This window comes from Pararhodobacter sp. SW119, from assembly GCF_017811755.1.
Lineage (GTDB): Bacteria > Pseudomonadota > Alphaproteobacteria > Rhodobacterales > Rhodobacteraceae > Pararhodobacter.
This window is the reverse complement of record NZ_JADDJF010000007.1, coordinates 85098-108693: the sequence shown is the minus strand read 5'-3', so window position 1 is coordinate 108693 and position 23596 is coordinate 85098. Positions and strand designations below refer to the sequence as shown.

At 69.4% G+C, this 23596-nt stretch carries 24 protein-coding genes; 9 read left to right on the top strand and 15 right to left on the bottom strand.

The genetic code is table 11. The features are described 5' to 3' along the window. Positions 1-156: 156 nt before the first annotated feature. Positions 157-1935, top strand: a complete 1779-nt coding sequence (locus IM708_RS06745) for a trypsin-like peptidase domain-containing protein (RefSeq protein ID WP_348524949.1) — start codon at positions 157-159, stop codon at positions 1933-1935. A gap of 73 nt (positions 1936-2008) precedes the next feature. Here IM708_RS06745 and IM708_RS06740 read toward each other — a convergent pair whose 3' ends face one another. Further along, complete coding sequence (locus IM708_RS06740; protein WP_245243044.1) at positions 2009-2698, bottom strand: hypothetical protein; 690 nt, start codon at positions 2696-2698, stop codon at positions 2009-2011. Between the two features lie 98 nt (positions 2699-2796). On the opposite strand from IM708_RS06740, the gene IM708_RS06735 reads away from it, so the two are divergent. Then, positions 2797-3843 (top strand): aldo/keto reductase, encoded by a 1047-nt coding sequence (locus IM708_RS06735; protein WP_209425573.1) that lies wholly within the window; start codon positions 2797-2799, stop codon positions 3841-3843. 3 nt (positions 3844-3846) lie between these two features. Further along, complete coding sequence (locus IM708_RS06730; RefSeq protein ID WP_209425572.1) at positions 3847-4335, top strand: hypothetical protein; 489 nt, start codon at positions 3847-3849, stop codon at positions 4333-4335. A gap of 16 nt (positions 4336-4351) precedes the next feature. Here the strand turns inward: IM708_RS06730 and IM708_RS06725 are convergent, their stop codons facing one another. From IM708_RS06725 to efp, 4 genes are all read right to left on the bottom strand, one after another. After that, positions 4352-5224 (bottom strand): ring-cleaving dioxygenase, encoded by an 873-nt coding sequence (locus tag IM708_RS06725; RefSeq protein ID WP_209425571.1) that lies wholly within the window; start codon positions 5222-5224, stop codon positions 4352-4354. Between the two features lie 102 nt (positions 5225-5326). Continuing rightward, positions 5327-5932, bottom strand: a complete 606-nt coding sequence (locus tag IM708_RS06720) for a CDP-alcohol phosphatidyltransferase family protein (protein WP_209425570.1) — start codon at positions 5930-5932, stop codon at positions 5327-5329. Positions 5933-5945: 13 nt separating this feature from the next. Beyond that, positions 5946-6290, bottom strand: a complete 345-nt coding sequence (locus IM708_RS06715; protein ID WP_209425569.1) for an META domain-containing protein — start codon at positions 6288-6290, stop codon at positions 5946-5948. A 91-nt stretch (positions 6291-6381) separates the two neighbouring features. Continuing rightward, a complete protein-coding gene (gene efp / locus IM708_RS06710) occupies positions 6382-6945 on the bottom strand; it encodes an elongation factor P (RefSeq protein ID WP_209425568.1) in 564 nt (187 codons plus the stop codon). Between the two features lie 216 nt (positions 6946-7161). Here efp and IM708_RS06705 point away from each other — a divergent pair, with 216 nt between their 5' ends. Further along, positions 7162-7482: a DUF6280 family protein gene (locus IM708_RS06705; protein WP_209425567.1), complete on the top strand. Its 321-nt coding sequence runs from the start codon at positions 7162-7164 to the stop codon at positions 7480-7482. Positions 7483-7518: 36 nt separating this feature from the next. Here IM708_RS06705 and IM708_RS06700 read toward each other — a convergent pair whose 3' ends face one another. Continuing rightward, positions 7519-8349: an alpha/beta hydrolase gene (locus tag IM708_RS06700; protein WP_209425566.1), complete on the bottom strand. Its 831-nt coding sequence runs from the start codon at positions 8347-8349 to the stop codon at positions 7519-7521. Next, entirely contained in the window at positions 8346-8954 is a 609-nt protein-coding gene (locus IM708_RS06695) for a 2-hydroxychromene-2-carboxylate isomerase (RefSeq protein ID WP_209425565.1), read from the bottom strand. Before IM708_RS06695 ends, IM708_RS06700 begins: the two co-directional genes overlap by 4 nt. Positions 8955-9058: 104 nt before the next feature. Between IM708_RS06695 and IM708_RS06690 the strand changes: the two genes are divergently transcribed. Next, the gene (locus tag IM708_RS06690; protein WP_209425564.1) at positions 9059-10075 is read left to right on the top strand and encodes a ribose-phosphate pyrophosphokinase; all 1017 of its coding nucleotides are present in this window, start codon (positions 9059-9061) and stop codon (positions 10073-10075) included. 84 nt (positions 10076-10159) lie between these two features. After that, positions 10160-10615, top strand: coding sequence for a universal stress protein (locus IM708_RS06685; RefSeq protein WP_209425563.1), 456 nt, complete (start codon positions 10160-10162; stop codon positions 10613-10615). 321 nt (positions 10616-10936) lie between these two features. Here the strand turns inward: IM708_RS06685 and IM708_RS06680 are convergent, their stop codons facing one another. Then, a complete protein-coding gene (locus tag IM708_RS06680) occupies positions 10937-12223 on the bottom strand; it encodes an alpha/beta fold hydrolase (RefSeq protein WP_209425562.1) in 1287 nt (428 codons plus the stop codon). Between the two features lie 138 nt (positions 12224-12361). Here IM708_RS06680 and IM708_RS06675 point away from each other — a divergent pair, with 138 nt between their 5' ends. Further along, the gene (locus IM708_RS06675) at positions 12362-13171 is read left to right on the top strand and encodes a methyltransferase domain-containing protein (protein ID WP_209425561.1); all 810 of its coding nucleotides are present in this window, start codon (positions 12362-12364) and stop codon (positions 13169-13171) included. Continuing rightward, on the top strand, positions 13171-13875 hold the full coding sequence (gene pyrF, locus IM708_RS06670) for an orotidine-5'-phosphate decarboxylase (RefSeq protein ID WP_209425560.1): 705 nt from the start codon (positions 13171-13173) through the stop codon (positions 13873-13875). Before IM708_RS06675 ends, pyrF begins: the two co-directional genes overlap by 1 nt. 378 nt (positions 13876-14253) lie before the next feature. Here the strand turns inward: pyrF and IM708_RS06665 are convergent, their stop codons facing one another. The 7 genes from IM708_RS06665 to IM708_RS06635 form a co-directional block, all read right to left on the bottom strand. Continuing rightward, positions 14254-15150: a DMT family transporter gene (locus IM708_RS06665; RefSeq protein ID WP_245243041.1), complete on the bottom strand. Its 897-nt coding sequence runs from the start codon at positions 15148-15150 to the stop codon at positions 14254-14256. Positions 15151-15237: 87 nt separating this feature from the next. After that, positions 15238-15714 carry an SRPBCC family protein gene (locus IM708_RS06660; protein WP_209425559.1) on the bottom strand — a complete coding sequence of 159 codons (477 nt, stop codon included), beginning with the start codon at positions 15712-15714 and terminating at the stop codon, positions 15238-15240. Further along, positions 15680-16066: a metalloregulator ArsR/SmtB family transcription factor gene (locus tag IM708_RS06655; protein WP_209425558.1), complete on the bottom strand. Its 387-nt coding sequence runs from the start codon at positions 16064-16066 to the stop codon at positions 15680-15682. The genes IM708_RS06660 and IM708_RS06655 overlap by 35 nt, the downstream gene beginning before the upstream one ends. 75 nt (positions 16067-16141) lie before the next feature. Then, entirely contained in the window at positions 16142-18217 is a 2076-nt protein-coding gene (locus IM708_RS06650) for a hypothetical protein (protein WP_209425557.1), read from the bottom strand. After that, positions 18214-21012, bottom strand: a complete 2799-nt coding sequence (locus tag IM708_RS06645) for a DUF4159 domain-containing protein (RefSeq protein WP_209425556.1) — start codon at positions 21010-21012, stop codon at positions 18214-18216. Before IM708_RS06645 ends, IM708_RS06650 begins: the two co-directional genes overlap by 4 nt. Further along, positions 21012-21902 (bottom strand): DUF58 domain-containing protein, encoded by an 891-nt coding sequence (locus tag IM708_RS06640; RefSeq protein WP_209425555.1) that lies wholly within the window; start codon positions 21900-21902, stop codon positions 21012-21014. The genes IM708_RS06645 and IM708_RS06640 overlap by 1 nt, the downstream gene beginning before the upstream one ends. After that, a complete protein-coding gene (locus IM708_RS06635; protein ID WP_209425554.1) occupies positions 21899-22915 on the bottom strand; it encodes a MoxR family ATPase in 1017 nt (338 codons plus the stop codon). The genes IM708_RS06640 and IM708_RS06635 overlap by 4 nt, the downstream gene beginning before the upstream one ends. Positions 22916-22999: 84 nt before the next feature. Here IM708_RS06635 and IM708_RS06630 point away from each other — a divergent pair, with 84 nt between their 5' ends. Beyond that, positions 23000-23593 (top strand): DUF1285 domain-containing protein, encoded by a 594-nt coding sequence (locus tag IM708_RS06630; RefSeq protein ID WP_209425553.1) that lies wholly within the window; start codon positions 23000-23002, stop codon positions 23591-23593. Positions 23594-23596: the final 3 nt, after the last annotated feature.

Here is a 23596-nt window from a genome sequence, read left to right as displayed (position 1 = left end):
AGGCGCGGGGGCGGGTCAACGGCGCGGCGGGCGGGATGCGCGTTGCCGAGGTGCAACGCAGCGTTGAATTGCATATGGTTAGAGCGATGTTAATGTTGCCAAGGCGAGGTTGCTGCAAAGAATCAGTACGCCAGAATAAGCAGGATCATACCCACCGTGACCAAGCGCCTTTCGACGACCCTCGTTGCCGCCCTCGTTTTCTGCATGCTGCCCCTGGCCGCGCTGGCCCAGAGCCAGCACTGGGTCCAGGTGGAGGCGCATCCGACCTTGCGCACCGCCGAGGAATGGGCCGCGCGCTACGAGCAGCAGTTCGGCAATGTCGCCGGGTTCCGCGTGCCGGGCGGCTGGTACGCGCTGGCGCTTGGCCCGTTCGAGACGGAGGCGGACGCGGGCGCCGTGCGGTTGCAGTTGCTGGCCGACCGGATGATCCCGCGCGACGCCTATCTGACGCAAGATAGCGATTACGGTCAGCAGTTCTGGCCCGCCGGCGCGCAGGCCGCCCGGTCCGAGTTGCAGGCCCTGCCCGAGCCGCAGGAAGAAGTGCTGACCGACAGCGACACCCCTGCGATCGTTGCCCCCGAACCCCCGGTCGTGGTCGAGGAGCCGGAGGAAACGCTGGCCCAGGCCCGCGCGAACGAGGCGCGCCTGACCCGCGACGACCGGCTGGCGATCCAGACCGCGCTGCAATATTTCGGCCATTACACTCTGGCCATCGACGCGGCCTTCGGCCCCGGCACGCGCCGGGCGGTTGGCGATTGGCAGGAAGCCGAGGGGTTCGAGCCCACGGGTTTCCTGACCACGCGGCAACGCAACCAGTTGCTGCAGGGCCACGCCGCCGAACTGGCGCGGCTGGGCCTGGAGACCTGGCGCGACGAGGAAGCCGGCGTCGAGATCACGCTGCCGCTGGGCATGGTCGCCTTCGACCGGCACGAAAGCCCCTTTGCGCATTTCGAGGAGATCAACGACAGCGGCATGCGTGTCCTGCTGATCAGCCAGGAAGGCACGCAGGCCACGCTTTTCGGCCTCTACGAGATCATGCAGACGCTGGCGGTGATCCCGCTGGAGGGCGAGCGCGCGCGGCGGTCGAACGGCTTTCTGTTGACCGGCCGCAACGCCAACGCCCGCGCGCATGTCGAAGCCGGCTATCAGGGCGGGCAGATCAAGGGCTGGGCGCTGCTTTGGGAGCCGGGGGCGGATGACGATGCCGAACGCGTCCTGCCGGCGATGCGCGAGTCCTTCCGTTCCTTCGGCGGGGCGCTGCCCGACAACCTCGGGGCCTCGGCCTCGACCGTGGCGCGGCGGGACCTGCTGGCGGGGCTCGATGTGCGGCGGCCGCTGCGCTCGCGCTCGGGCTTTTTCGTCGATGCGCGCGGCACCGTCGCCACCACCGCCGAGGCGGTCGAAGGCTGCGGCAGCGTGACCATCGACACCGCCTATCGCGCCGATGTGACGCTGCTGGATGCCGACAACGGCATCGCCATCCTGACGCCGGCCGAGCCGCTGGTGCCGCTGGCCTATGCGCAGTTCGCGCCGAACGGCACGCGGCTGGATGCCGAGGTGCGCGTGTCGGGCTTTTCCTACGCCGATACGCTGACCCGCCCGATCCTGACCCGCGGCCAGGTGGCGGATCTGAAAGGGCTGAACGACGAGCCGATGCTGCACCGGCTGTCGATCAAGGTTCAGGAAGGCGACAGCGGCGGGCCGGTCTTCGACAGTTCGGGCGCGGTCGTCGGCATGCTGCTGCCGCGCACCGAGGACCCCGACCGCACCCTGCCCGAGGAAGTGAACTTCTCGGTCTCGGCCCAGGCGATGATCGATGCGCTGGATCGCGCCGGACGGCGCGGCGCGCTCAGCCGCGAGAATGGCGCGATGCCGCCCGAGACGCTGACCCGCGTCTCGGCCGACCTGACCGTGCTGGTGTCCTGCTGGGAGTGACGGGAAAGCGCGGGCCCAGCAAGAAACCGGCCCAGCCGCGCATGACGCCCTGATCGGTCCCGTTCGGCGGCGTCTATGCCTGATCCTGTTCCAGGCCGTGCGGGCCGGCCCGGAGCGGCCAGGCGCCGGGGGGCGCGGCGCGCGCCTGTAGGCGTTCCAGCCGCCAGGCCGGCCGGTCCGCGCCGGCGGCCAGCAGCGGGTGCAGCGCCCAGCGGCTTTCGACCCCGGCGATGCGGCTGTCGGCGCGCTCCTGCATCGTCAGCACCCCCAGCGGCGCGCATTGTCCCTTCCCGACGCCGGCAAGCCCGCCGGCGCGCGCCACCCCCGCGGCCGCGGCGCGGTGCAGCCGGCGAACCTGCCGCAGGTCGGGCGGGGCGGCAAGTTCGGCCACGACCAGCGCCACCGCCCCGCTTGAAAGCGCCTCTTCCGCGGTCCAGAGGATATCGGGCGCGCGCGGGCAGGCCACGAAGATCAGCGCGCCGGGATCGGCGAAGGGGCGCATGCCCCGGGGATGAAACCCCTCCGCCCCCCAGGACGGCCGCAGCCAGAGGACCGGCCCCTCGGCCTGGGCGCGCCCGGCCAAGGCCAATGCCAGAACATGCCGGGACAGGCCGCACACCTCGTGCACCCGGCCGCGGGCCAGACCCATCATCGGCACCAGGTCGAGCGGCGGCAGCGGCGCGGGCGGCAAGCCGGTCAACCCCTCCAGCGCGGCGGTCAGGCGGGCCCGGACCTGGGCAGGGGAATCGGCGGGTTCGTGCATGCGGTATGACTATCATGTTCGCCTTATGTTCTCAACGCCGCCACCTTGCCTTTCCGCCCCAAAAGGCTAGTGTCCCGCCGGCAAGAAAAGGGGGTTCCATGCAGAAGCTTTCGCTCGCCGCCGCGGGATTCGACATTCCCGCCTGGTGCCTTGGCACGATGACCTGGGGCACCCAGACCCCCGCCGCCGATGCGCACCGGCAGATCGACATGGCGCTGGAACATGGCATCCCCTTCCTCGACGCGGCAGAGATGTATCCGGTCAACCCGGTCAGCCCGGAAACCCGCGGCCGCACCGAGGAGATCATCGGCGAATGGATCGCCCGCAACCGCGGACGCGACCGGCCGATCCTGGCCAGCAAGGTCACCGGCACCGGCAGCGAGGTGATCGAGGGTGGCGCGCCGGCGATCGACGCCGCTCGCCTGCGCAGCGCGGTCGAGGATGTGCTGGGGCGGCTGCAGACCGATGTGATCGACATCTACCAGTTGCACTGGCCCAATCGCGGCACGTACCATTTCCGCAAGTCTTGGGTCTACGCGCCGCCCGAGGACAGCCGCGATGCGGTCCGCGAGCACATGCTGGACGTGCTGACGGAAGCGCAGAAGCTGATCGCCGAGGGCAAGATCCGCGCGATCGCGATGTCGAACGAGACGGCCTGGGGCCTGGCCAACTGGATCGCGCTGGCCGAGGCGAACGGCCTGCCGCGCCCGGTGACGGTGCAGAACGAATATTCGCTGCTCTGCCGGATCGCCGACACCGACATGGCCGAACTCTGCAAGCTGGAGGGCGTGCCGCTCTTGGCGTTCTCGCCGCTGGCGGCGGGGCTGATGACGGGCAAATACGCCGGCGACGTGATCCCCGACGGCTCGCGGCGGTCGCATCGGCCCGATCTGGGCGGGCGCATCACGCCGCGGGTCTTCGAGGCGGTCGCGGCCTATCTGGGTCTGGCGCGGGAACGGGGGCTGGAGCCGGTGCAGATGGCGCTGGCCTGGGTCCGCAGCCGCCCCTTTCCGGTGGTGCCGATCCTGGGCGCGACCACGGCCGAGCAACTGGCGCTGCAATTGCCGGCGACCGCCCTGACGCTGGACGACGACTTGCTGGCGGCGATCGATGCCGTACACAAGGCGCATCCGATGCCGTACTGAGCGATGCGCGCGGCACTTCCCGCCCTGGCGTTGCTGCTTCTGTCCGCCTGCCTGCCCGGTCGCGATGCGCAGGTTGCGCCGGGCGAGGACCGGATCGAAGTGACCGCGCTGGAAGCCGCGCCCGACGCCGGGACCGGCACGCCGGCGGTCGAGGTCGCAGAAGTGCCGGAGGTCGGCCCCGAGGAACAGGAAACTGCCACTGAGCCAGTCCCCTCACCCGCCGAGGCCGACGCGCCCCCCCTGCCCCCGTTTCTGGCCGCCGAGGCCCGCGCCTGCGAAGCGCGTGGCGGCACGCTGCGCCCGCGCGGGACAGGTGGCCTCTGGTCCTGCGTACGGGCGATGCGCGACGCCGGCCGAGCCTGCCGGAGCGGAGCCGATTGCGAAGGGCTTTGCCTGGCGCGATCCGGCACCTGCGCCCCGTTCGAGCCGCTTTATGGCTGTCACGAGGCGCTGGACCGCACCGGCCGAAGCCAGACCGTATGCCGCGAATAAGCGAAGCCGGGCGCCGTCAGAGGGCGGGCAGCGCTGCCTCGATCCGCGTGCGGTGCGGTTCCAGCCAGGGCGGCAGCTTCAATTCCCGTCCCAGCGCATCGGCGGGTTCGTCGACGGCGAAACCGGGCGGATCGGTCGCAATCTCGAACAGCACGCCGCCGGGCTCGCGGAAATAGATCGATTCGAAGTACTGGCGATCCTTGCGCTCGGTCACCTGCTCTCCGCGGGCGCGCAGCGCCGCGGCCAGTTCATCCTGATGGGCGCGGTCGCGAGCCCGGAAGGCGATGTGATGGACCGTGCCGGCGCCGCCGCGCGAGCGGCTGCTCGCATCGGCGCGCCAGAGGTCGATGAACCGTCCCGGCGCGTCCCCAGCAAGCGCAAGGCGTCGGCGGTGGCCACCCGCCTCCTGCTGCTCGGGGCCCTGGGTGTAGCCGAACACCTCGACCAGAAGCCGTGCGGTCGGTTCCGGATCGTCGAGCCAGAGCGTCACGCCGGCGATCCCCTCGGGACCCTCGAGCAGTTCCAGCGCCAATCCGTCCGGGTCGGTGAACTGCCAGATCGGGGCGCCGAACCGTTCTGTTCGGGCGACCGCGGTGCCGGCGCGTTCCAGTGCGTCAACCCGGGCTGCCGGATCGGGCACGGAGAAGGCCACCGCCGAGGTTGACCCCGCACCCGCCTGACCGGCCCGCGCGTTAGGAAAGGGGAAGGTGGTCATGATCGTGCCGGGATTGCCCGCGGCATCCCCGAAATAGAGGTGGTAGACCCCGGGGTCGTCGAAATTGACCGTGCGCTTGACCAAGCGCAGCCCCAGTGCTTCGGCGTAGAAGGCAAGGTTCGGCGCGGGTGGTCCGCTGGTGACGGTGACGTGGTGAAGACCTGCGATGCTCATGGCGTTCTCCATTCGATGCTGGACTGAATGTAGCCGCTTCGGCGCACCGATAAAGGCGAGAGTGCGCGCCGGGTCTGCGCGCCATTGCACAATGGCAGCGGATCAGCGGAACAGGCGCGCGGCGAGCAGGATGCGCGATATCGCGGTAAAGATGCAAAGCGCGCCGAAGATGGCTGCGAGAGGTGCGAACGCCGTGGGGAAAAGGCAGATGAGCGCGAAGAAAAAGATCGTCTCGCTCCCCTCGAGCAGCCCGGCGGAGTAATAGAGCGACTTGACCCCCTGCGCATCGGTGCGCATCCGGCGTTTTTCGGCAAGGACGGCAAAGCCAAGGAAGGTCGCGCCGTTGACGTAGAAACTGGCCAGCAGGAAGGCGCCGGCCAGTCCGTTTGCGACCGGGTCGTACCAGACGAAAGCCAGCGGGATCGCGGCGTAGAACATGAAATCCGCGACGATGTCGAGATAGCCGCCGAAATCGGTGATGCCGCGCGCCCGCGCCACCGCGCCGTCAAGCCCGTCGGCCAGCCGAGACAAGAGCACCATCCCCAGCGCGAGCCAGAAGACCCCAAGCGCCACGGCCCCGGCGGCCAGAAGACCCAGAAAAAGCCCCGTCAGTGTCACCTTGTCCGGATGCACGCCCGCCCCGGCCAGCCGCGCCCCGATCCGGTTGAGCGGCGGGTCGATCAAGGGGCGAAGATGTCGGTCGAACACCCGGGAGCGCGGATCAGGGCGCGAGGGCGCGTACCGTGGGCGCCCCCTCGGCGGTCAACTCGAGCGTTCCTTCCTCGGTCACGCGCCAGCCCGTGACGGCGTCAAGCGCGGCCAGAAAGCTGCGCTCGATCTCGCTGGCGCGACCCGGGCAGGCCATGCGCGTCCCGGCGATGGCGCCGACGTCGATATTTTCGGGACCGAGAGAGACGGGCCCGGTGTACTGGTTGCAGCCCGACCGCCCGCTGATGCGACCGTTCTGAAACCGGAGGGTGACATCGTCCGCGGGTTCGATCTGAAGTTCGCCGACGGCGGAGACCTGCCAAGACGTGCCGTCGAGGGAACCGCCGCCGTTCGCCATGGCGCACCCGGCCACCATGATGCCGGCGCATACCGCGAGCAGGGAAGCCGACCGTTGCATCTGCATGTACCCCACGGCGACGATGCGCGCGTCAGGCGCGCTCGGAATATTCGAAGGTCTCGGTATTGACGATAATCGCCTCGTCGGTACCGATGAAAGGCGGGATCATGATCCTCACGCCATTGTCAAGGATCGCGGGTTTATAGCTGTTGGCCGCGGTCTGGCCCTTCACCACCGGCTCGGTCTCGACCACGGTGCAGGTGACCTTCTGCGGCAGCGTGACGTTCAGCGCCTCGTCGCCGTAGTATTCGATCGTGACCATCATCCCGTCCTGCAGGAAGGGACGGCGATCGCCGAGGATATCCGCGGGCAGTGCGATCTGCTCGAACGTCTCGCTGTCCATGAAGGTCAGCATGTCGTCGGCCTCGAACAGGAACTGCTGGTCCTTCTGGTCCAGCCGCACGCGCTCCACCTTGTCTTCGGACCGGAAACGCTCGTTCAGCTTGCGGCCGTCGCGCAGGTTCTTCATCTCAACCTGGGCGAAGGCGCCGCCCTTGCCGGGCTTGACGTGATTGGCCTTCACGGCCACCCACAGGCCACCGTCGTGTTCCAGCACATTGCCGGGCCGGATTTCATTGCCGTTGATCTTTGGCATGGGAAACTCTTGATAAAGTGTTGAGATCGTTTGCGGGCTTCCTATATCTTGCGGGGGATCGGCTGACAAGCTTACCAGATCATGCGGCAGTTTTCCGCTGCCATGCACAAACCGCATGGCAGCCATGCAACAGATTGGTAGCGAATCGCACGCTTTCCCCGCTAGACAGGCACAGGCCGGGAAAAGCAAGAGCAAGAAAGAACAGGACGGAAGCACATGTTCGATTCGATGGATGGCACAGCGTATAATCAGGAGCAGGGTACCCGCGCGCGCAAACTTTTTGCAGCGGTCGTACTTGCGGCGCTGGACGACGCCATTGCGGATGACAAGAAATACGGCAATGGGCCGGAACAGATCGCCCGCTGGGCACGTTCGCGCGACGGGCGCGAAGTTCTGACCTGCGCCGGGATCGACCCCAACGAGCGTGTGGTCGAAGGCCTCATGAAGTTCGTGGGCGCCGGCGTTCGCACCTCTGTCGCGCTGTCGCGCGAGGAAAGCGAACGTCGCGCCGCTGCCGCGATCGCCGAGGCTGCCTGAATCCGCAGTTAACCTGAAGACAATCGGAAACCCGCGTCAACCGGCGCGGGTTTCCGTTTTCTGGCGGCCGGCTTCGGCACCATCCGGTGTGGCGTCCAGCCAGTCATCGATGACCGCGGCCACCTCGGCTGCGTGGGTGATGGGAAGCATGTGACCGGCATTCGGCACCGTGTGCCGCCGGGCATGCGGCAAGCGCCGGGCCAGAGCACGGTTCACCGCGTCGAAGATCGGCGGCGAGTTCGCGCCATCCAGCAGCAGGACCGGCGCGCGCAGTTCGTCCAGCCGACCGGGCTCCAGCACCCCGCCACTGTCGCGCTGAAGCCGCGGCAGGCTGGCCGCAAGGATGGGCATCTGTCCGATGATCTGCCGGCGCATGCGTTCGGTCATTGCCGCCCACCCCGCCGAATCGCCGTTCAACGCGAAGAATTCGGCGGCTGCACGCTCCAGGTCGCCGTTGCGAAAGGCTGCGTGCATCGGCTCCTCGGCCAACTGGTTCGCGGCGAATTCGGGCTCGTCCACGGCCACCGAGAAGTAGACCGGCTCGATCAGCACAAGGCCCGCCACAAGCTCGGGATGCGCGACCGCGAAGCGAAGCGCCGCCGCGCCGCCAAAGCTGTGACCGATCAGAAGCGTCGGGCGATCGACAAGTTCCTCGAATGTCGCTGCGACGAACCCCAGGGGATCGCTCTGCCCGTCCCAGGGGGCTGAGCCGCCGTGCCCCGGCAGATCGAAGGCCAGCGCATCGATCGGGGTCCTGAGTGCCGGGATCAGTCGCGACCAGGCACCGCTGTGCCCCAAGAAGCAGTGCGCCAGTACCGCGGGCAATCCACCCGCCACGCCGAGGCGGACGGAATGGACGCGGCTCACGCGCTTTCCGTAAGATAGCGATCCAGATCCTCCAGCCGGTCTTGCCCCCAGAACCTTTCCTCGCCGACGACCCAGAAGGGAAAGCCGAAGACGCCAGCCTCCATCGCGGCGACGAGGTTGCGGTCATAGGTGTCTGCACCCGACAGCAGCCCCGACATGGCGAGACCGGGGTCGAAGCCCGAAGCCGAAAGGCAGTCACGGATCACGGCGTCATCCGCCACGTCGCGCTCCTCTTCCCAGCAGGCGCGGGAAAGGCCCTGGACCAGTGCGTGGATATCGCCGCCCTGCCCTGCGGCGGCGGCTTCTTGCGCGGCGATCACCGCGTATCCGGCCGGCGCCGGGTTGGTGGGGAAATGACGCGGCTGCAGGGTCATCGGCAGGTTCCGCTTCGCCGCCTGACGGCGCAGATCCTGCAGTCGATAGGTCTTGCGGCTTTCGTGCCGCTCGGCCAGCGGCGTGCCGCCGGTGCGCGCGAAAATGGCACCGGGATCGACCGGCCGATAGACCATGGGAACGCCATGACGCGTCGCGATCTCGGCCGGAGTGCGCCCGGCGAAGTAGACGTAGGGCGAGGTGACGGTGAGAAAGTAGTCGATCTGCGACACGGTGCCTGCTCCGGTGGGGGATGCGGTTTGCAAGATCGTAGCGGGGTGCTAAGCGGTGTCAACCGCGCGACTCGCCGGTGCATCCTGTCCAGCCGGGGATATCCATGCCGACACTGACCGAACCGAAACTGATTGCCGGAAACGCCAATCGGCCGCTGGCGCAGTCCATCGCCCGGCGGATGAGCCTGCATCGCGGGATGTCGGTCAAGCTGGTCGATGCCCGCGTCGAACGGTTCAACGATCAGGAGATCTTTGTCGAGGTATACGAGAATGTCCGTGGCGAGGACATGTTCATTATCCAGCCGACCTCGAACCCCGCCAACGACAACCTCATGGAACTGCTGATCATCGCCGATGCGCTGAAGCGATCCTCGGCGGCACGGATCAACGCGGTGATCCCCTATTTCGGCTATGCCCGACAGGACAGGCGCACCAAGGCGCGCACCCCGATCTCGGCCAAGCTGGTGGCCAACATGATGGTCCAGGCGGGAATCGAGCGGGTGCTGACGCTGGATCTGCACGCGGCACAGATACAGGGCTTCTTCGATATCCCGGTCGACAACCTCTATGCCGCGCCGATCTTCGGGCTGGACCTGGAGCATCAGTTCCGCGGACGGTTGCAGGACGTGACCATTGTCTCGCCGGACGTGGGCGGCGTGGCGCGGGCGCGCGAACTGGCAAAGCGCGTGGGCGTGGCGCTGGCCATCGTCGACAAGCGGCGCGAAAGGCCCGGCGAGGTGGCCGAGATGACCGTCATCGGCGACGTGCAGGGCAAGATCTGCGTGATCGTCGACGACATCTGCGACACGGCGGGCACGCTGTGCAAGGCGGCCGAGGTGCTGATCGAGGCCGGCGCGACCGAGGTTCACAGTTACATCACCCACGGCGTCCTTTCCGGCCCGGCGGTCGAACGGATCACCAAATCGGTCATGAAGACCCTGGTCATCACCGACTCGATCCAGCCGACCGCTGCGGTGCAGGACGCCCCGAACATCCGCATCGTGCCGACCGCGCCGCTATTCGCGCAGGCGATCCTGAACACCTGGAACGGCACCAGCGTGTCGTCGCTATTCGATCTTGAAACGCTGGTTCCGATCTACGAGGGCCTCTACCCGCGCTGAGGTCCGGCCGGTGGGACCCCAGCGCGGCTGCTTCTGGACAGGCCCCGAGGCTTGCGCCAATATGCGCGGCAACAGGGGGTAGGGATGCGCAAGTTCCTCGTCGTGCTCGACGACAGCCGAGAATGTCTGAACGCGATCCGCTTTGCCGCGCTCAGGGCCGCGCATACCGGCGGCGGTGTGCAGATCCTGTCCATCATCCCGCCTGAGGAGTACCAGCACTGGCTGGGGGTGGCCGACCTGATGCGCGCCGAGGCACGCGAGCGGATCGAGGCGCATTTCGAGGTTTTCGCCAAATGGATGCGCGACCGGCAGGGGATCGACCCCGAACTGGTGATCAGGGAGGGGGAACCGGTGGACGAGATCCTGGGTCAGATCCGCGACGACGAGGAGATTGGCATCCTGGTCCTGGGCGCAGGCGCCGACCGGTCCGGCCCCGGGCCGCTGGTGACGCAGCTTTCGCGAAACTCGGGCAGCTTGCCGGTGCCGATCACGATCGTACCCGGCGGCTTGTCGAAGGAACGGATGGAAGCGATCGCCTGACCGGACCCGCTAAGCCACCGGTCCAAGCCCGGGGCGCGCAGAATGGCGCTGGTGCGCGCATGCGCGCATTCTTTCAAGACCTTGATTGTCAAAACAAAACTTTTGGCTGTTAACCCGATTGAAATGTCTGGGACGCGCGCAGACGGGGGCCAATCCAAATGCTGGACGGGTGCCGAAACTCGCGCGGCAACCGGGTCCGGGTCGCCTTTTGCCGAGGCAAACGCGTGGGTGGAAGGAGGGGGCTGTCTGCCCCCTCCGGGCCTGCGGCCCGTTCACCCCCGAGGATACTTCCGGGTAGAAAATTGGCGGTCGAAAGCCCGCTCATTCACCCTGGGTGCGCGATTCGAACCGCAGGCCAAGCGCCGTGCCCCGGTCGAACCCTTCCCAGTAGGTGTGTTCGGGGGTTCGGGTGCCTTCATCCTCGGACCAGACGCCGTCGTGGGCGTATTCGACGAGGTCCAGCCATTCGGCGGCCGCTTCGTTGCCGCTCAGGTGCAGGTCGAGGAACGCGGCGACGAAATGCTGGGCGATGTTGTTCATGCGCGCCGTGTCCCAGACCGGGTCGGCATAGTGGGCGAAGGGTGCCCAGCCCAGGCTTTCGGACACCGGCCAGCTTTCGGCGGGGGCGGGGATCGGCGCGGCGGCGTTGTGGCCGGCGTTGATGAAGGTGAGAAGGTGACGCTCGGTGCCGCGGGCGCCTTCGAAGATCGCGCGCATCGGCCCGTAGCCCGAGACCGTGTCGCGGTCGCCGGCCATGATCAGCGTGGGCACCCTGAGGCCGGAAAGCCCCTCGGCATCCCAGAAGGCCGTGTTCATGCCCCAGGGGCCGATGGCGACGACAGCCTTGACGCGCGAATCCATCAGGTCCTCGTGCGTGTCGCTGCCGGCGCGATGCTGCGACAGCAGGTCCTGCGGTGGCGCGAAAGGCAGATCGAGCGCGCTGGCGCTGACCCCTGCCCCGCCGAAGATGAGCGCGCCGTAGCCGCCCATCGAATAGCCGACAACCGCGGCGCGGTCGGCATCGATCAAGCCCTCGAGCACGGGGTCGAGCGCGCCGGCATCGGCCATCGCCTCGATCGCGAAGGCCTGATCCAGGGGCCGGTTGAACAGCGTCGAGCCGAAGGCGGCCTGATCGGAATACGTGCTGTCGGTATGATCGAGCGCCAGCACCGCGTGCCCGCGCGAGGCCAGCGTTTCGGCCAGATGCGACAGAAGGTAACGATTGCCCGGATAGCCGTGGCTGATCAGCACCAGCGGAAATGGCCCGGCGGCGGGTTCGGCATCGCGCGCCGCCCGGCCGGTCAGCTCGACCGCGGTCTGACCGTCGCGCAGAACGGTCTGGTACGCGGTGCCGGCCGAGGTGCCGTCCGCCGCCGGATACCAGAGTTCGGCCGCGAAGCTGCGCGCCCCGCGCACCACGGCCTCGGTCGAGTTCAGCACGTCGACGCGGTCTTCGTCGGTCAGTTGCAGGCTTCGCACGCCCACCGGATGCTGGCCGTAACCGGCAAGTTCCGGCGCGTCGGGGCGAACGGTGTCGATGCGGTTCTCGGCCATGGCAGCCCCTGTCAGTCCGGCGATCGTGACGATCGCGGCGGCGAGTTTCTTCATGTCTTTTCCTCTCCCGTTTCAAGCGAACACGCGGAACTTGCCCGCGCCCCGGGGTCAGCCTATCAGGGGCGTGCAACAGAAGGAATCCGCCATGCGCCATTTTGCGCCGCTTCCGGCCCCAGCCGGAGGAACGTTCCGGTGAAGCTCAAGGACTTCCGGCTCGATTTCGAAGCGATGCTTTCCGAGGCGGTGTTCGGACATGGTTTCCTGCATTACGGATATTGGCCCGAGGGGCGCCCGGCGACGCCCTCAGCCCGCGCGTTGGGCGAGGCGCAGCAGGCCTGGTTCGACCGGATGCGCGCCGAAATTCCGTCGGGCACCGCGACGATCCTCGATGTCGGGTCCGGCACCGGGGCCAATGCCCTGGCGTTGACGCGCGCCGGGTTTCAGGTCGAGTGCCTGAGCCCCTCGGCCCAGTTGAATGCGATGGCGCGCGCGAAACTGCCGGCGACTGTCCCCGTGCATGAAACCGGGTTCGAGACGCTGGATCTGCCGCGGCGGTTCGATCTGTGCCTGTTCGGCGAAAGCTTCCACTATATCCAGCAGGAAACAGCGCTGGACCAGATCGAGCGCTACGCGGGCCGCGCGGCGCTGATCTTCGATTACTTCCGTCGCGAAGGCGCCGGCGAGGACGGGCGGCGGCAGACGCATGCGGCCTTTCTGGCGGCGCTGGCGCAGCGGCCGGGCTGGCGGGTGGCGCTGGACGAGGATGTGACCGCGGCGATCCTGCCCACGTTCTACGTGCTCGATCACCTCAAGAACGCACATGTCGGCCCCTTCCTGACCCGGTTTCGCGCCGAGTTCCGGCGGAGCCGGCCGTTGCTGAGCCGGGGGGTCGAGGCGGTGCTGGGGCGGCGGATCGAGCGGTTCCTGAAACCGTCGATGCGCGAGGCGACCTTTGGCGAGGCGTTCGAGTATCGACTGATCCGGCTGGAAAGGACAAGCTGATGAACAACGCCGACGAGCGGCTGATCGTCGCGCTGGACGTGGCGGACCCGCTGACCGGGCTGAAGCTGGTGGAGCGGATCGGGCCGGCGGTCGCGTTCTACAAGATCGGACTGGGGATGCTGACCGCCGGCGGGTTGGCGCTGGCGAACGAGCTGAAGTCCGAGCACGGCAAGCGTATTTTCCTGGACATGAAGTTCTTCGACATCCCCGCGACGGTGGAGGCCGCGGTGGCCGGGGTGGCGCGGTTCGGTCTGGATTTCCTGACCGTACACGGCGATCCGAACGTGGTGCGGGCGGCGCGGGCGGGGGCGGCGGGATCGGGGCTGAAGATCCTTGCGGTGACGGTGCTCACCTCCTCGAACCGGGCGGATCTGGACGCCGCGCTGATCGCCCCTGGCACGATGGAGGAGATCGTGGCGCTGCGCGCGGCGCGGGCGTTCGAGGCGGGCGCCGACGGGGTGATCGCCAGCCCGCACGAGGCCGCGGCGATCCGCGCCCTGCCCCAGGCGGCGGGCCGGCTGATCGTCACGCCGGGGGTGCGCCCGGCGGGCAGCGCGGCGGGCGATCAGAAGCGCATCGCGACCCCGGCGGCGGCGGTCCGGGCGGGGGCGGATCACATCGTCATCGGCCGGCCGATCTGGCAGGCGGCGGACCCCCGGGCCGCGGCCGAGGCGGTGCTGGCGGAGCTGCGCGGCGCAGCGTGAGCGGAGGCGCGGGCGGGGTGGCGACCGCCTTGCGGCGGCCATTCGGACGCCGTGGCCGCGGGGGCCGGACCTTCTCGAAATGGGGTCGGGTGCTCACGCGTGAGCAACTGGCCGCTCGCGCCCGAAAATCGTCGAAATTTTTAGGGTTTTGCCCCAAGCGTGAAAGTGAGCGACGGTTTTTTGGTCGAAAGTGAAAAGAAACGTCATTTTTGCGCGTTTGAATTTTGCACATTTTTCGGGGCGTTTTGTAGTCGGGCTGATGTCGTACACTACATATGGCACCGAATTGGCGTGGTGGCGCCTCCGGGCCGGTCGAACGGACTCCGCGAAGGCGTCCCCGAAGGGGGGTCCGCGCCTTGGTTTCGGGCGGAACGCGCTTCATTTGTGGGGCGGGACGCGCGCCTTGCGCGCTTCGGCGGCCCAGAGGGCGAGCGCTACCCCGCCCAGGATGCCGACTGCGCAGACGGTCAGCCGCAGGGTCAGGGGCTCGGCGATGAAGACGACGCCGCCTGCCGCCGCGATGGCCGGGACGCTGAGCTGCACGAAGGCGGCCGAGATGCGGGTCAGGGCGGGCAGGACGCTGTACCAGATGGCGTAGCCCAGTCCCGAGGCCAGCGCGCCGGAGGCAATGGCATAGCCCCAGCCGGCGGGGCTGGCGGTCTGCAGGATCAGGCCCGGCAGGAGGAAAAGCAGCGCCAGCGGCAGGCAGCGGATGAAGTTGCCGGCGGTATCGACCAGCGGCGCCGCCGATCCCCGACCGATCAGCGAATAGGCCGCCCAGGCGATCCCGGCCAGCACCATGAGCGCGGCGCCCAGCGGGTCCGGGGCCGTCGCGCCGGGCAAGAGCAGCGCCAGCAGGAACGCGCCCGCGACCAGAAAGCCCAGCCATTCGAAGGCGCCCGGCCGCTCGCCCCGGCGCAGGGCCCAGCCGAGCATGGCGATCTGCACCGAGGCGAAGAGGATCAGCGCGCCCGTCCCCGCCGCCAGCTCGAGATAGGCCAGCGAGAAGGCGATCGCGTAGGCGAGAAGCGCAAGGGCTCCGCCCAGGCTGCCGCCGAGGCGGTCGCGGCGCGGCGCGCGGCCGCGCAGCGACAGGATCAGCGCGAGGATCACCGCCCCCGACAGAAGCCGCATGCCGGTGTAGGTGACGGCGTCGATATGGCCGCCCGCCAGCGCCAGGCGGTTGAGGATCGAGTTTGCCGCGAAGGCCACCATGGCCGCCGCGGTGAGCAGCGCGATCTTCAGAACCGCCGGTTGTGCCTTCTGCGCTGCCATGTCGACATCCCTTGCGGGGTCGCCCCCTGCCCGATCAGAACGGAAAGGAAGCACAGACCGAAAAGGGTGTCGAGCCAGCGGCCGCGATCAGAGCGTGCGGGCGTAGGCTTCAAGCTGGTCGGCGACGGTGCCCCAACCCTCGAAAAATCCCATGTCCTCATGCCGCTGGCGCGACTCGGCCGAGCGGTGGCGGGCCGTGGCGGTGTAGCGTGTACCGCCGCGCCCGTTATCCGCAATCTCGATGATCGCGGTCATGAAGGGATCGGCGGCGGGTTTCCAGCCTTCGCTGAAGGCATCCGTGAAGACGAGGCGTCGGCCCTCGACAATCTCCAGCCAGACGCCCTGATTCTGCATCTTGGCGCCGTCGACATCAAAGGTGGTGTTGAACCGTCCGCCGGGGCGCAGGTCGATCTGGCAATCGGTCACGCGATGCGGGTGCGGGACGAAGAAATGCGGGATATGTTCGGGCTGCGTCCAGCATTCCCAGACCAGTTCCGGTGGCACGTCCAGATCGCGGGTGAAGCTGAGATCAGTCTGCGGGTCGAGGTCTGTCCGGGTGTCCATGCGGGGGCTCCTTCTGCGATCGGGCGTCGTTCAAACGGGTGACGTAGTTGTCGAAGCGGTCCAGCCGCCCCGACCAGAGTGCGCGCTGCTTACTCAGCCAGTCCAGCGCGGGCGCCAGCGCGTCGGGGGCAAGGCGGCAGATGCGGGTTCGGCCCTGTTTCCGGGTTTCGATCAGCCCTGCAGTTTCCAGCTTCTGCAGGTGACCCATGAACGAGGGCAGCGCCATCGCATGCGGCGCCGCCAGTTCGCTGACGCTGGCCGGGCCACGGGCCAGCCGGGCCAGTACCGCCCGCCGCGTCGGATCGCCGAGGGCAGTGAAAAGGTCGTCGAGGTGCGGATCATGCTTAGCCATACGCCTAAGTAATTCCACCGCAGGCGACAGGTCAAGCGAATACTTAGCGCAACGACTAACTGTGCCAGGGGTGGATCAGCGGCGGGCTTCGCGCAGCCAGCCAGCGAGGATCAGCGCGCCGCCCAGCAGCAACCAGACCCACGGCGGCAGCAGCGCGCTGAGGCGCAGGTCGGTGGTCACATAGGCCTGGCGCGGGGTCACGCCGAGCCATCCGCGCCCGGCTGCCTGACGGCCGGCGGCAACGGTGCGCAAGTCGGGCAGATCGGCCTCGACCCGCATGGTGCCGCCGCGCGTCGTGGCGATGAAGGGGGCAAGGTCGGCGTCGGTGGCGATGGTGGTTTCGTATTCGCGCGGATTGCCGGGGCCCAGCACGATGACTGTGTCCAGATCGCCGTCGCGCAGGCGGTAGAGGCCGGCTTCGTCGGCGGCGTAGGTGGCGGTGAAGCGGCCGGGTTCGGCCTCCGCCAGGTCCAGCGCCTCTTCCTCGCCGTCGGGGCGGATGACGGTCACGCCGTGCGGGCCGTCGTCGAGCGAGCGGCGCGTCACGGTCATGGTCATGCCCTGGGCGCTGGCGCTGAGGGCTTCCTCCTCCAGCTCGGGCTCGCCCATCATCCAGTGCGCGAGCCGGCGCAGCAGTTCCGCCTGCGGCCCGCCGCCTTCGAAGCCGCGATCCCAGAGCCAGGCCTGGTCCGAGGCGAGGAGCGCGATGCGCCCCTCGCCCACCCGGTCGAGGGAGAGGAGCGGGCGGCCGTCGACCCCTTCCATCACCGCGTGCCCGGTGCGGTGGGTCAGGTCGACCTGCCGCAGCCAGCGCCCCCAGCGAGCGCTTTCGCCCGGCTCCAGCGCGCCGGCGCGCGGCAGTTCGGCGGTGACCGGGTGGCGGCGGCCGAGATCGGTCAGGCCGGGGCGATAGGCGGTCTCGAACACGCGGCCGGTGGGCTCGGCCGGGAAGATGCGACCCAGGGGCGAGTAGAAGATGCTGTCGGCGCCGGCCAGTTCGCGCCCGCCGATGACCAGCAGCGCGCCGCCTTGCGTGACGTAGTGGCGGATGTTGTCGAAATAGGCGTTGGGCAGTATGCCGCGGCGGCGGTAGCGGTCGAAGATGATCAGGTCGAATTCGTCGATCTTGTCGATGAAAAGCTCGCGCGTGGGAAAGGCGATCAGCGACAGCTCGTTCACCGGCACGCCGTCCTGCCGGTCGGGCGGGCGCAGGATGGTGAAATGGACGAGGTCCACCGACGGGTCGGATTTCAGCAGGTTGCGCCAGGTCCGCTGGCCGGTGTGCGGCTCGCCCGAGACGAGAAGGACGCGCAGCCGGTCGCGGATGCCGTTGATCTGCACCACGGCTTCGTTGTTGCGCGCGGTCAGTTCGTCCGGCGCGGGGTCGAGGACGAAATGCAGCACGTTCAGCCCGCCGCGGTCGAGCGTCAGGTTGAGTTCCATGTCCTGCCCGACGGGGGCCATCGCGTGGCGCAGATCCTCGCCGTTGATCGAGAAGCCGACGCGCGCGGGCTGGCCGCGCAGGGCCGGCGGTACCGCGCCTTCATCCTCGATCCGCAGGGTCAGGGTCAGGGTTTCGCCGAGGATGCCGTAGGCCGGGGCGTTGCGGATGATCAGGCGGCGGTCCCAGTCGTCGCCCTCGCCGGTCTGGAGCAGGTGCAGGGGCGCGGGCAGGTCGGGCATGAGGGACGGCGCGTCATGTGCGATGCCGTCGGAAACGACGAAGACCCCGGAGAGCCGGTCGCGCGGCAGGTCCGAAAGGCCGGCCGCGACGGCCTCGAACAGTTCGGTGCCGGTGTTGGAGGCGCCGTCGGGCAGCGTGACGGTGCGCGCCTCCACCCCCAGGGCGGAAAGGCGGCGGGTCAAATGGGCGGCGGCCTCCTCGGTCTGTTCGGCGCGCGCGGACAGGCGGTTCGAGCCGGTCTCGTCGACGACGACCAGCGCGATGTCGGGCAGGGACTCGCGCTCCTCGGTCTGCAGCGAGGGGTTGGCCAGCGCCGCGAGGACCGCCGTCAGGCCAAGCGCGCGCAGCCACCAGCCGGCGAGGCCGCGCCAGATCGCGAGCGCCACGGCAAGGACCGCGAGCGCCGCCAGCACCGCGACGGGCAGCCAGCCCAGGAACGGGTCGAAGACGATCTGCGCGCCGCTCATTGGCCCAGCCTTTCAAGCAGCGCCGGCACATGCACCTGGTCGGATTTATAGTTGCCCGACAGCACATGCATGATCAGATTGATGCCGAATCGCAGCGCCATCTCGCGCTGCCGGTCGCCGGTCATGCCGCGCCCGACGGGCAGCATCGGCATGCCGGCGTCATCGACGGCCCAGGCGGCGGCCCAGTCGTTGGCGCCGATCACCACCGGCGTCACCCCGTCGTTGAGGTTGCGAAACGGCATCCCTTCGGCGCGGAACGCATCCGGCGGTGCTGCCTCGACCCAGACCGGTGCGCCGGTGTGGCGGCCGGGAAAATCGCCCAGCAGGTAGAAGGTGCGAGTCAGCACATGGTCGGCGGGGACGGGTTCCAGCGGCGGGACGTCCAGCCCCTCGGCGATGGCGCGCAGGCGACGGGCGGCGGGGGTGGTGCCGGTGGTCAGGCGCGCGATTTCCGCATCGCGGGTGTCGAAGAGGATCATCCCGCCCGAGCGCAGGTAGCGGTTGAGCCGCTCATAGGCCTGCGGTGACGGGATCGGGCTGGTCTCCAGCACCGGCCAGTAGAGGAAGGGGAAGACGGCCAGTTCGTCGCTTTCAGGATTGACGGACATGGGTGCGGCGGGTTCGACCGAGGTGCGCAGAAACAGCGCGTCCGACAGCCCGCGCAGCCCGGCCTGCGCGATCTCGTCGACGCGCGCCTCGCCCGAGACGACATGCGCCAGCGTGACCGATTCGGTCGCCTGCAGGATGCGCGGATCGAGCGACTGCTCATCGGCCTGCGCGGGGGGCGCGGGCACCAGAGCCAGCGCGCCCAGCACCGCGGCGGCGCGCAGCAGGCGGCCCCCCAGCGCCAGTGTCGCCAGCACATCGGCCATCAGGACCATCGCGGCGAGCGCCAGCAGGTAACCCGCAAGCGGTGTTTCGGGGCGGTCGAGGCCGGTCTCGACGGGGACCGAGGCGGGCCAGTCGGCGGGTTGCAGCCGCGTCTGCGGCCCCGTGGCGTTGAGTGCCACGCGCTGCTCGCGCGCGATATAAAGGCCGGGCGGCAGGTCGGGATCGCCGGCTGCTGCGCCGGTCAGCGCCTCGGCCAGCGCGGTGCCGGTGACGGCGGGGCGGTCGGCGGCGCGGTGCAGCAGGCCGAAGCCGTCCATTCGTTCCTCGATCTGCCAGGTGGTGCCGGCCAGATCCGCGGGTTCGGGCATCGCCCCGCGCGTCGACACCGCCAGCCGTTCGAGCATCGACACGAAGAGGCCCGAGAGCGGCAGGTTCGACCATTCGGCATTGGCGGTGACGTGGAACAGCACCACCTGCCCTTCGCCCAGCGACCGGCGGGTCACGAGCGGCGTGCCATCGACGAGTTCGGCGATGGAGCGGTTGGCGAGTTCGGCGCCGGGTTGGGCCAGCACCTGGGCGCTGATCTCGACATCCTCGGGCACGGCGAGCCCGGCGAAGGGCGTACCGTCGCGGAAGGGGGCGAGACGGCGCGGGGCGCCCCAGCTCATTGCGCCGCCGACCGTGCGCCCGCCGGCGCGCAGCTGCACGGGCAGAAGCGGATCGCCGCCCAGCCCCGATTGCGCGCCGGTCGTCGGCGAGCCGCCGGCGCTGGCCAGCCGCGGCCCGGCGAAACGCAGGAGAAGCCCGCCTTCATCCACCCAACCCTGCAGCGCCAGGCCCTCGGCCTCGGTCAGGCCGGGGTGGTCGGCGAGCACCAGCACGTCGGGCGCGGCCAGCAGAAGATCGTCGAGGCTGGCGCTTTCGATGAGTTCGGCGGTGGGCGCCAGCGCCTCGCGGATGTAGTGCAACGGCGAGAGGAGGGCCATCGCCTCGGTCCCGTCGCGCACGGTCAGAAGCGCCACCTTGCGGCGCTGGAGGCTGTCGTCGGTCAGGCTGACGGTCCCTGCCCCGCGCGCGCCCTCTATCTGGAAACGGGTGATACGGTTGCGCAATTCCGGCGGCAGGACCATCGCCGTCTCGGCGGTGGTGGCGCCGCTGGCGAAGGTCAGGGGGGCGCGGGCGAGCGACCGCTCGGCCCCCGAGGGGTCGCGGCCGATCGCCTGGACCATCAGTTCGGCCGTGCCGAGGTCGCGGGCGGCGCGGCGCGCGTTCAGCGTGACTGCGCCGCCTTCGAACCCCGCGGGCATGAGGGCCAGCACCGCGCCCGCCGGTTCGAAAACGCTGACCGGTCCGCGCGTCTGCAGGGCCTGCAGCAGGCCCTGGCGTCCGTCGCGCGCCAGCCCGTCGGAGAGCCACAGCGTTTCGACCCCCTGTGGCAGGTCTTCCAGCCAGACCGGCAGATCGCGCGGCGGCGCGAAGGGTTCGGGGGCGAGGGTCGAGACGCGTTCCTGCCAGTAGTCGGCGGAGCGGAACATCAGCGCGTCCACCGGCGGCGCGGTCAGGGGCACTACGGCGACGGGCCGGCCGGTCCGCCGCGCCTCGGCCAGGGCCTGGCCCAGACGCTCGATCCGGCGCGGCCAGTCGCGGGCGCTGGCCCAGCTTGCGTCCATCACGACCAGCAGCGGGCCGCTGCCCGGACTGACCTGGCGCGGGTTCAGAACCGGCCCGGCCAGCGCCAGGATCAGCGCCGCGAGGGCGCCGATGCGCAGGGCCAGCAACCACCACGGGGTGCGCTGGCTTTCGGGATCCTTCTCGCGCAGTCCCAGAAGCAGGCCGATGCCGGGAAAGCGGTGCAGAGTCGGCGCCGGGGGCACGGCGCGCAGCAGCCACCAGAGGATCGGCAGCGCCAGAAGCGCGATCAGGATCAGGGGCGTGGTGAAGCCCAGGGCACCGAAGGTCAGCATCAGCGCCTCCAGCCGCCGCCGAGCGCGTGCCAGAGCCACAAAAGCCCCGCGGAGGGCGCGCTGTCGGTGTGCAGGGTGGCGAACTGCCAGCCGCCGGACCGCGCCAGCGTGGCCAGCCGGTCCTTGCGCGCGGCGAGCCGGTCGCGATAGGCGGCGCGCAGATCGCCGGCGCGCAGGGTCTCGAACGCCAGGTGGCCGGACATCGATTCGAACCGCGTGCGCCCGTCATAGGGCAGGCTTTCCTCGGCCGGGTCCAGCACCTGCACCAGCATGCCGCGCAGGTTGCGTTCGGCGGCCTCGTGCATCGCGTGTTCGACCGGGTCCAGCGGGCCGAGGAAGTCCGAAAACAGCACCGCGTGCCCGCCGGTCGGCGTCGCGCTCAGGTCCGGGGTGGCGTGCTCGCCGGTCTCGGCGGCCGTCTCGGCCAGCGCCAGCGCCAGCGTCGTCGCCTGGGCGCGGCCGCCGCGCGGCGCCATGTCGGCACGTGCCAGCCCGACGCGTTCGCCGCCGCGCAGCAGCAGAAGCGCCAGCGCCATCGCCAGAAGCCGCGCGCGGTCGCCCTTGCCGACGCGCTTGCGCGGCGCGCCGGAAAACCCCATCGCCGCGCCGTCATCGACCCAGATGGTGACGGCGCGCGCCGCCTGCCACTCGGTTTCGCGGATGAAATGCTCGTCCCCGCGGGCCGAGCGGCGCCAGTCGATGCGCGTCGCGCTGTCCGAGGCGACGGCGGGGCGGAACTGCCAGAACTCGGCCCCGGTGCCGGCCCGCCGGCGCCCGTGCGCGCCGGGCAGCGCGCTGTTGGCCAAGTGCTCGGCCCCGACCAGCAGCGGCGGCAGCGCGCCGGAAAGCGTCTCGGCCGACTGGCGGAGGGAGGCCGGTGTGACGCTCACGCAGCTTCCTCGCGCACGCCGGTGACGCGGTCGGAGATGCGGTCGATGAGATCCGACAGCGACTCGCCGTGCGCGCGGGCGGCGAAGCTGAGCGCCATGCGGTGGGTCAGCACGGGCCGCGCCAGCGCCGCCACATCCTCGGCCGAGGGGGCCAGCCGCCCGGTCAGCAGCGCGCGGGCGCGCACCGCCAGCATCAGCGCCTGCGCCGCGCGCGGCCCCGGCCCCCAGCTGAGGCTGTCGGCCAGCGACGGGTCGGCCTCGACGGTGCCGGGGCGACAGGCGCGCACGAGGTCGAGGATCGCCGCGACGACGCTGTCGCCGACCGGCATCCGGCGGATCAGCATCTGCGCCTCTATCAGTGCGGCGGGCGAAAGGACCTGGCGCGCGGCGCCGTCGTCGTTGCCGGTCGTCGCCAGCAGGATCTCGCGCTCGGTATCGCGGTCGGGGTAGTCGACGTCGATCTGCACCAGGAAACGGTCGAGCTGCGCCTCGGGCAGCGGATAGGTGCCCTCCTGCTCGATCGGGTTCTGGGTGGCGAGGACGTGGAACGGCGCGCCGAGCGGCCGGTGCTGGCCGGCGATCGTCACTTCACGCTCCTGCATGGCCTGCAGCAGCGCCGATTGCGTGCGCGGGCTGGCACGGTTGATCTCGTCTGCCATCAGAAGCTGGCAGAAGACCGGCCCCTCGATGAAGCGGAAGGACCGCCGCCCGTCGGCGTCGGTTTCCAGCACCTCGGAGCCGAGGATGTCGGCGGGCATCAGGTCGGGGGTGAACTGGATGCGGTTCGACCGCAGGCCCATGACGGTGGCCAGCGTATCCACGAGGCGGGTCTTGCCCAGCCCCGGCAGGCCCACCAGAAGCGCATGCCCGCCGGACAGAAGCGCGATCAGCGACAGGTCGACGACCTGTTCCTGGCCGATGAAACGGGGCTGGATCGCGTGGCGCGCATCCTCCAGCTTGGAACCCAGCGCCTCGATCGCGGGCAGAAGCGTCTCCGGGGTGGGGTGGGTCATGCGGCCTCCGGCGGGTGAATTCGGCTTGGCGCCAACTATATGATGCATAGGCCCCTGTCGCCCAGCCCAAGCGAGGGAAAAAGCATGAAGCAACAAGACAATGTGACCCCCGACGCCGAAAGCCTTGCGAAAGCCGCCAAGGACGCGAGCCGGAAGGGCGGATTGCCGCCGGTGCATCTGTGGAATCCGCCCTATTGCGGCGATCTGGATATTCGGATTGCGCGGGACGGCACCTGGTTCTACCTGGGCACGCCGATCGGCCGGAAGCCGCTGGTGCGGCTGTTCTCGACCATTCTGAAGCGCGAGGGGAACAGTTACTACCTGGTCACGCCGGTCGAGAAGGTGGGGATTCAGGTCGACGACGCGCCCTTTGTCGCGGTGGATTTCGTTGCCGAGGGCGCCGGGCAGGATCAGCGCCTGACCTTCGAGACGAATGTCGGCGACACCGTCACCGCCGGCGCCGAGCACCCGATCCGCGTGGTGCGCGACAACGCGACCGGAGAGCCGTCACCCTATGTCATGGTGCGCGCGGGGCTGGAGGCGCTGATCGACCGCAAGAGTTTCTACCGGCTGGTCGAGATTGGCGCGCACGAGGACCACGACGGCGCGCGCTGGTTCGGCCTGTGGTCGCACGGGCGGTTCTTCCCGGTGATCCCCTCGAACGAGTTGGAAGTCTGAGAT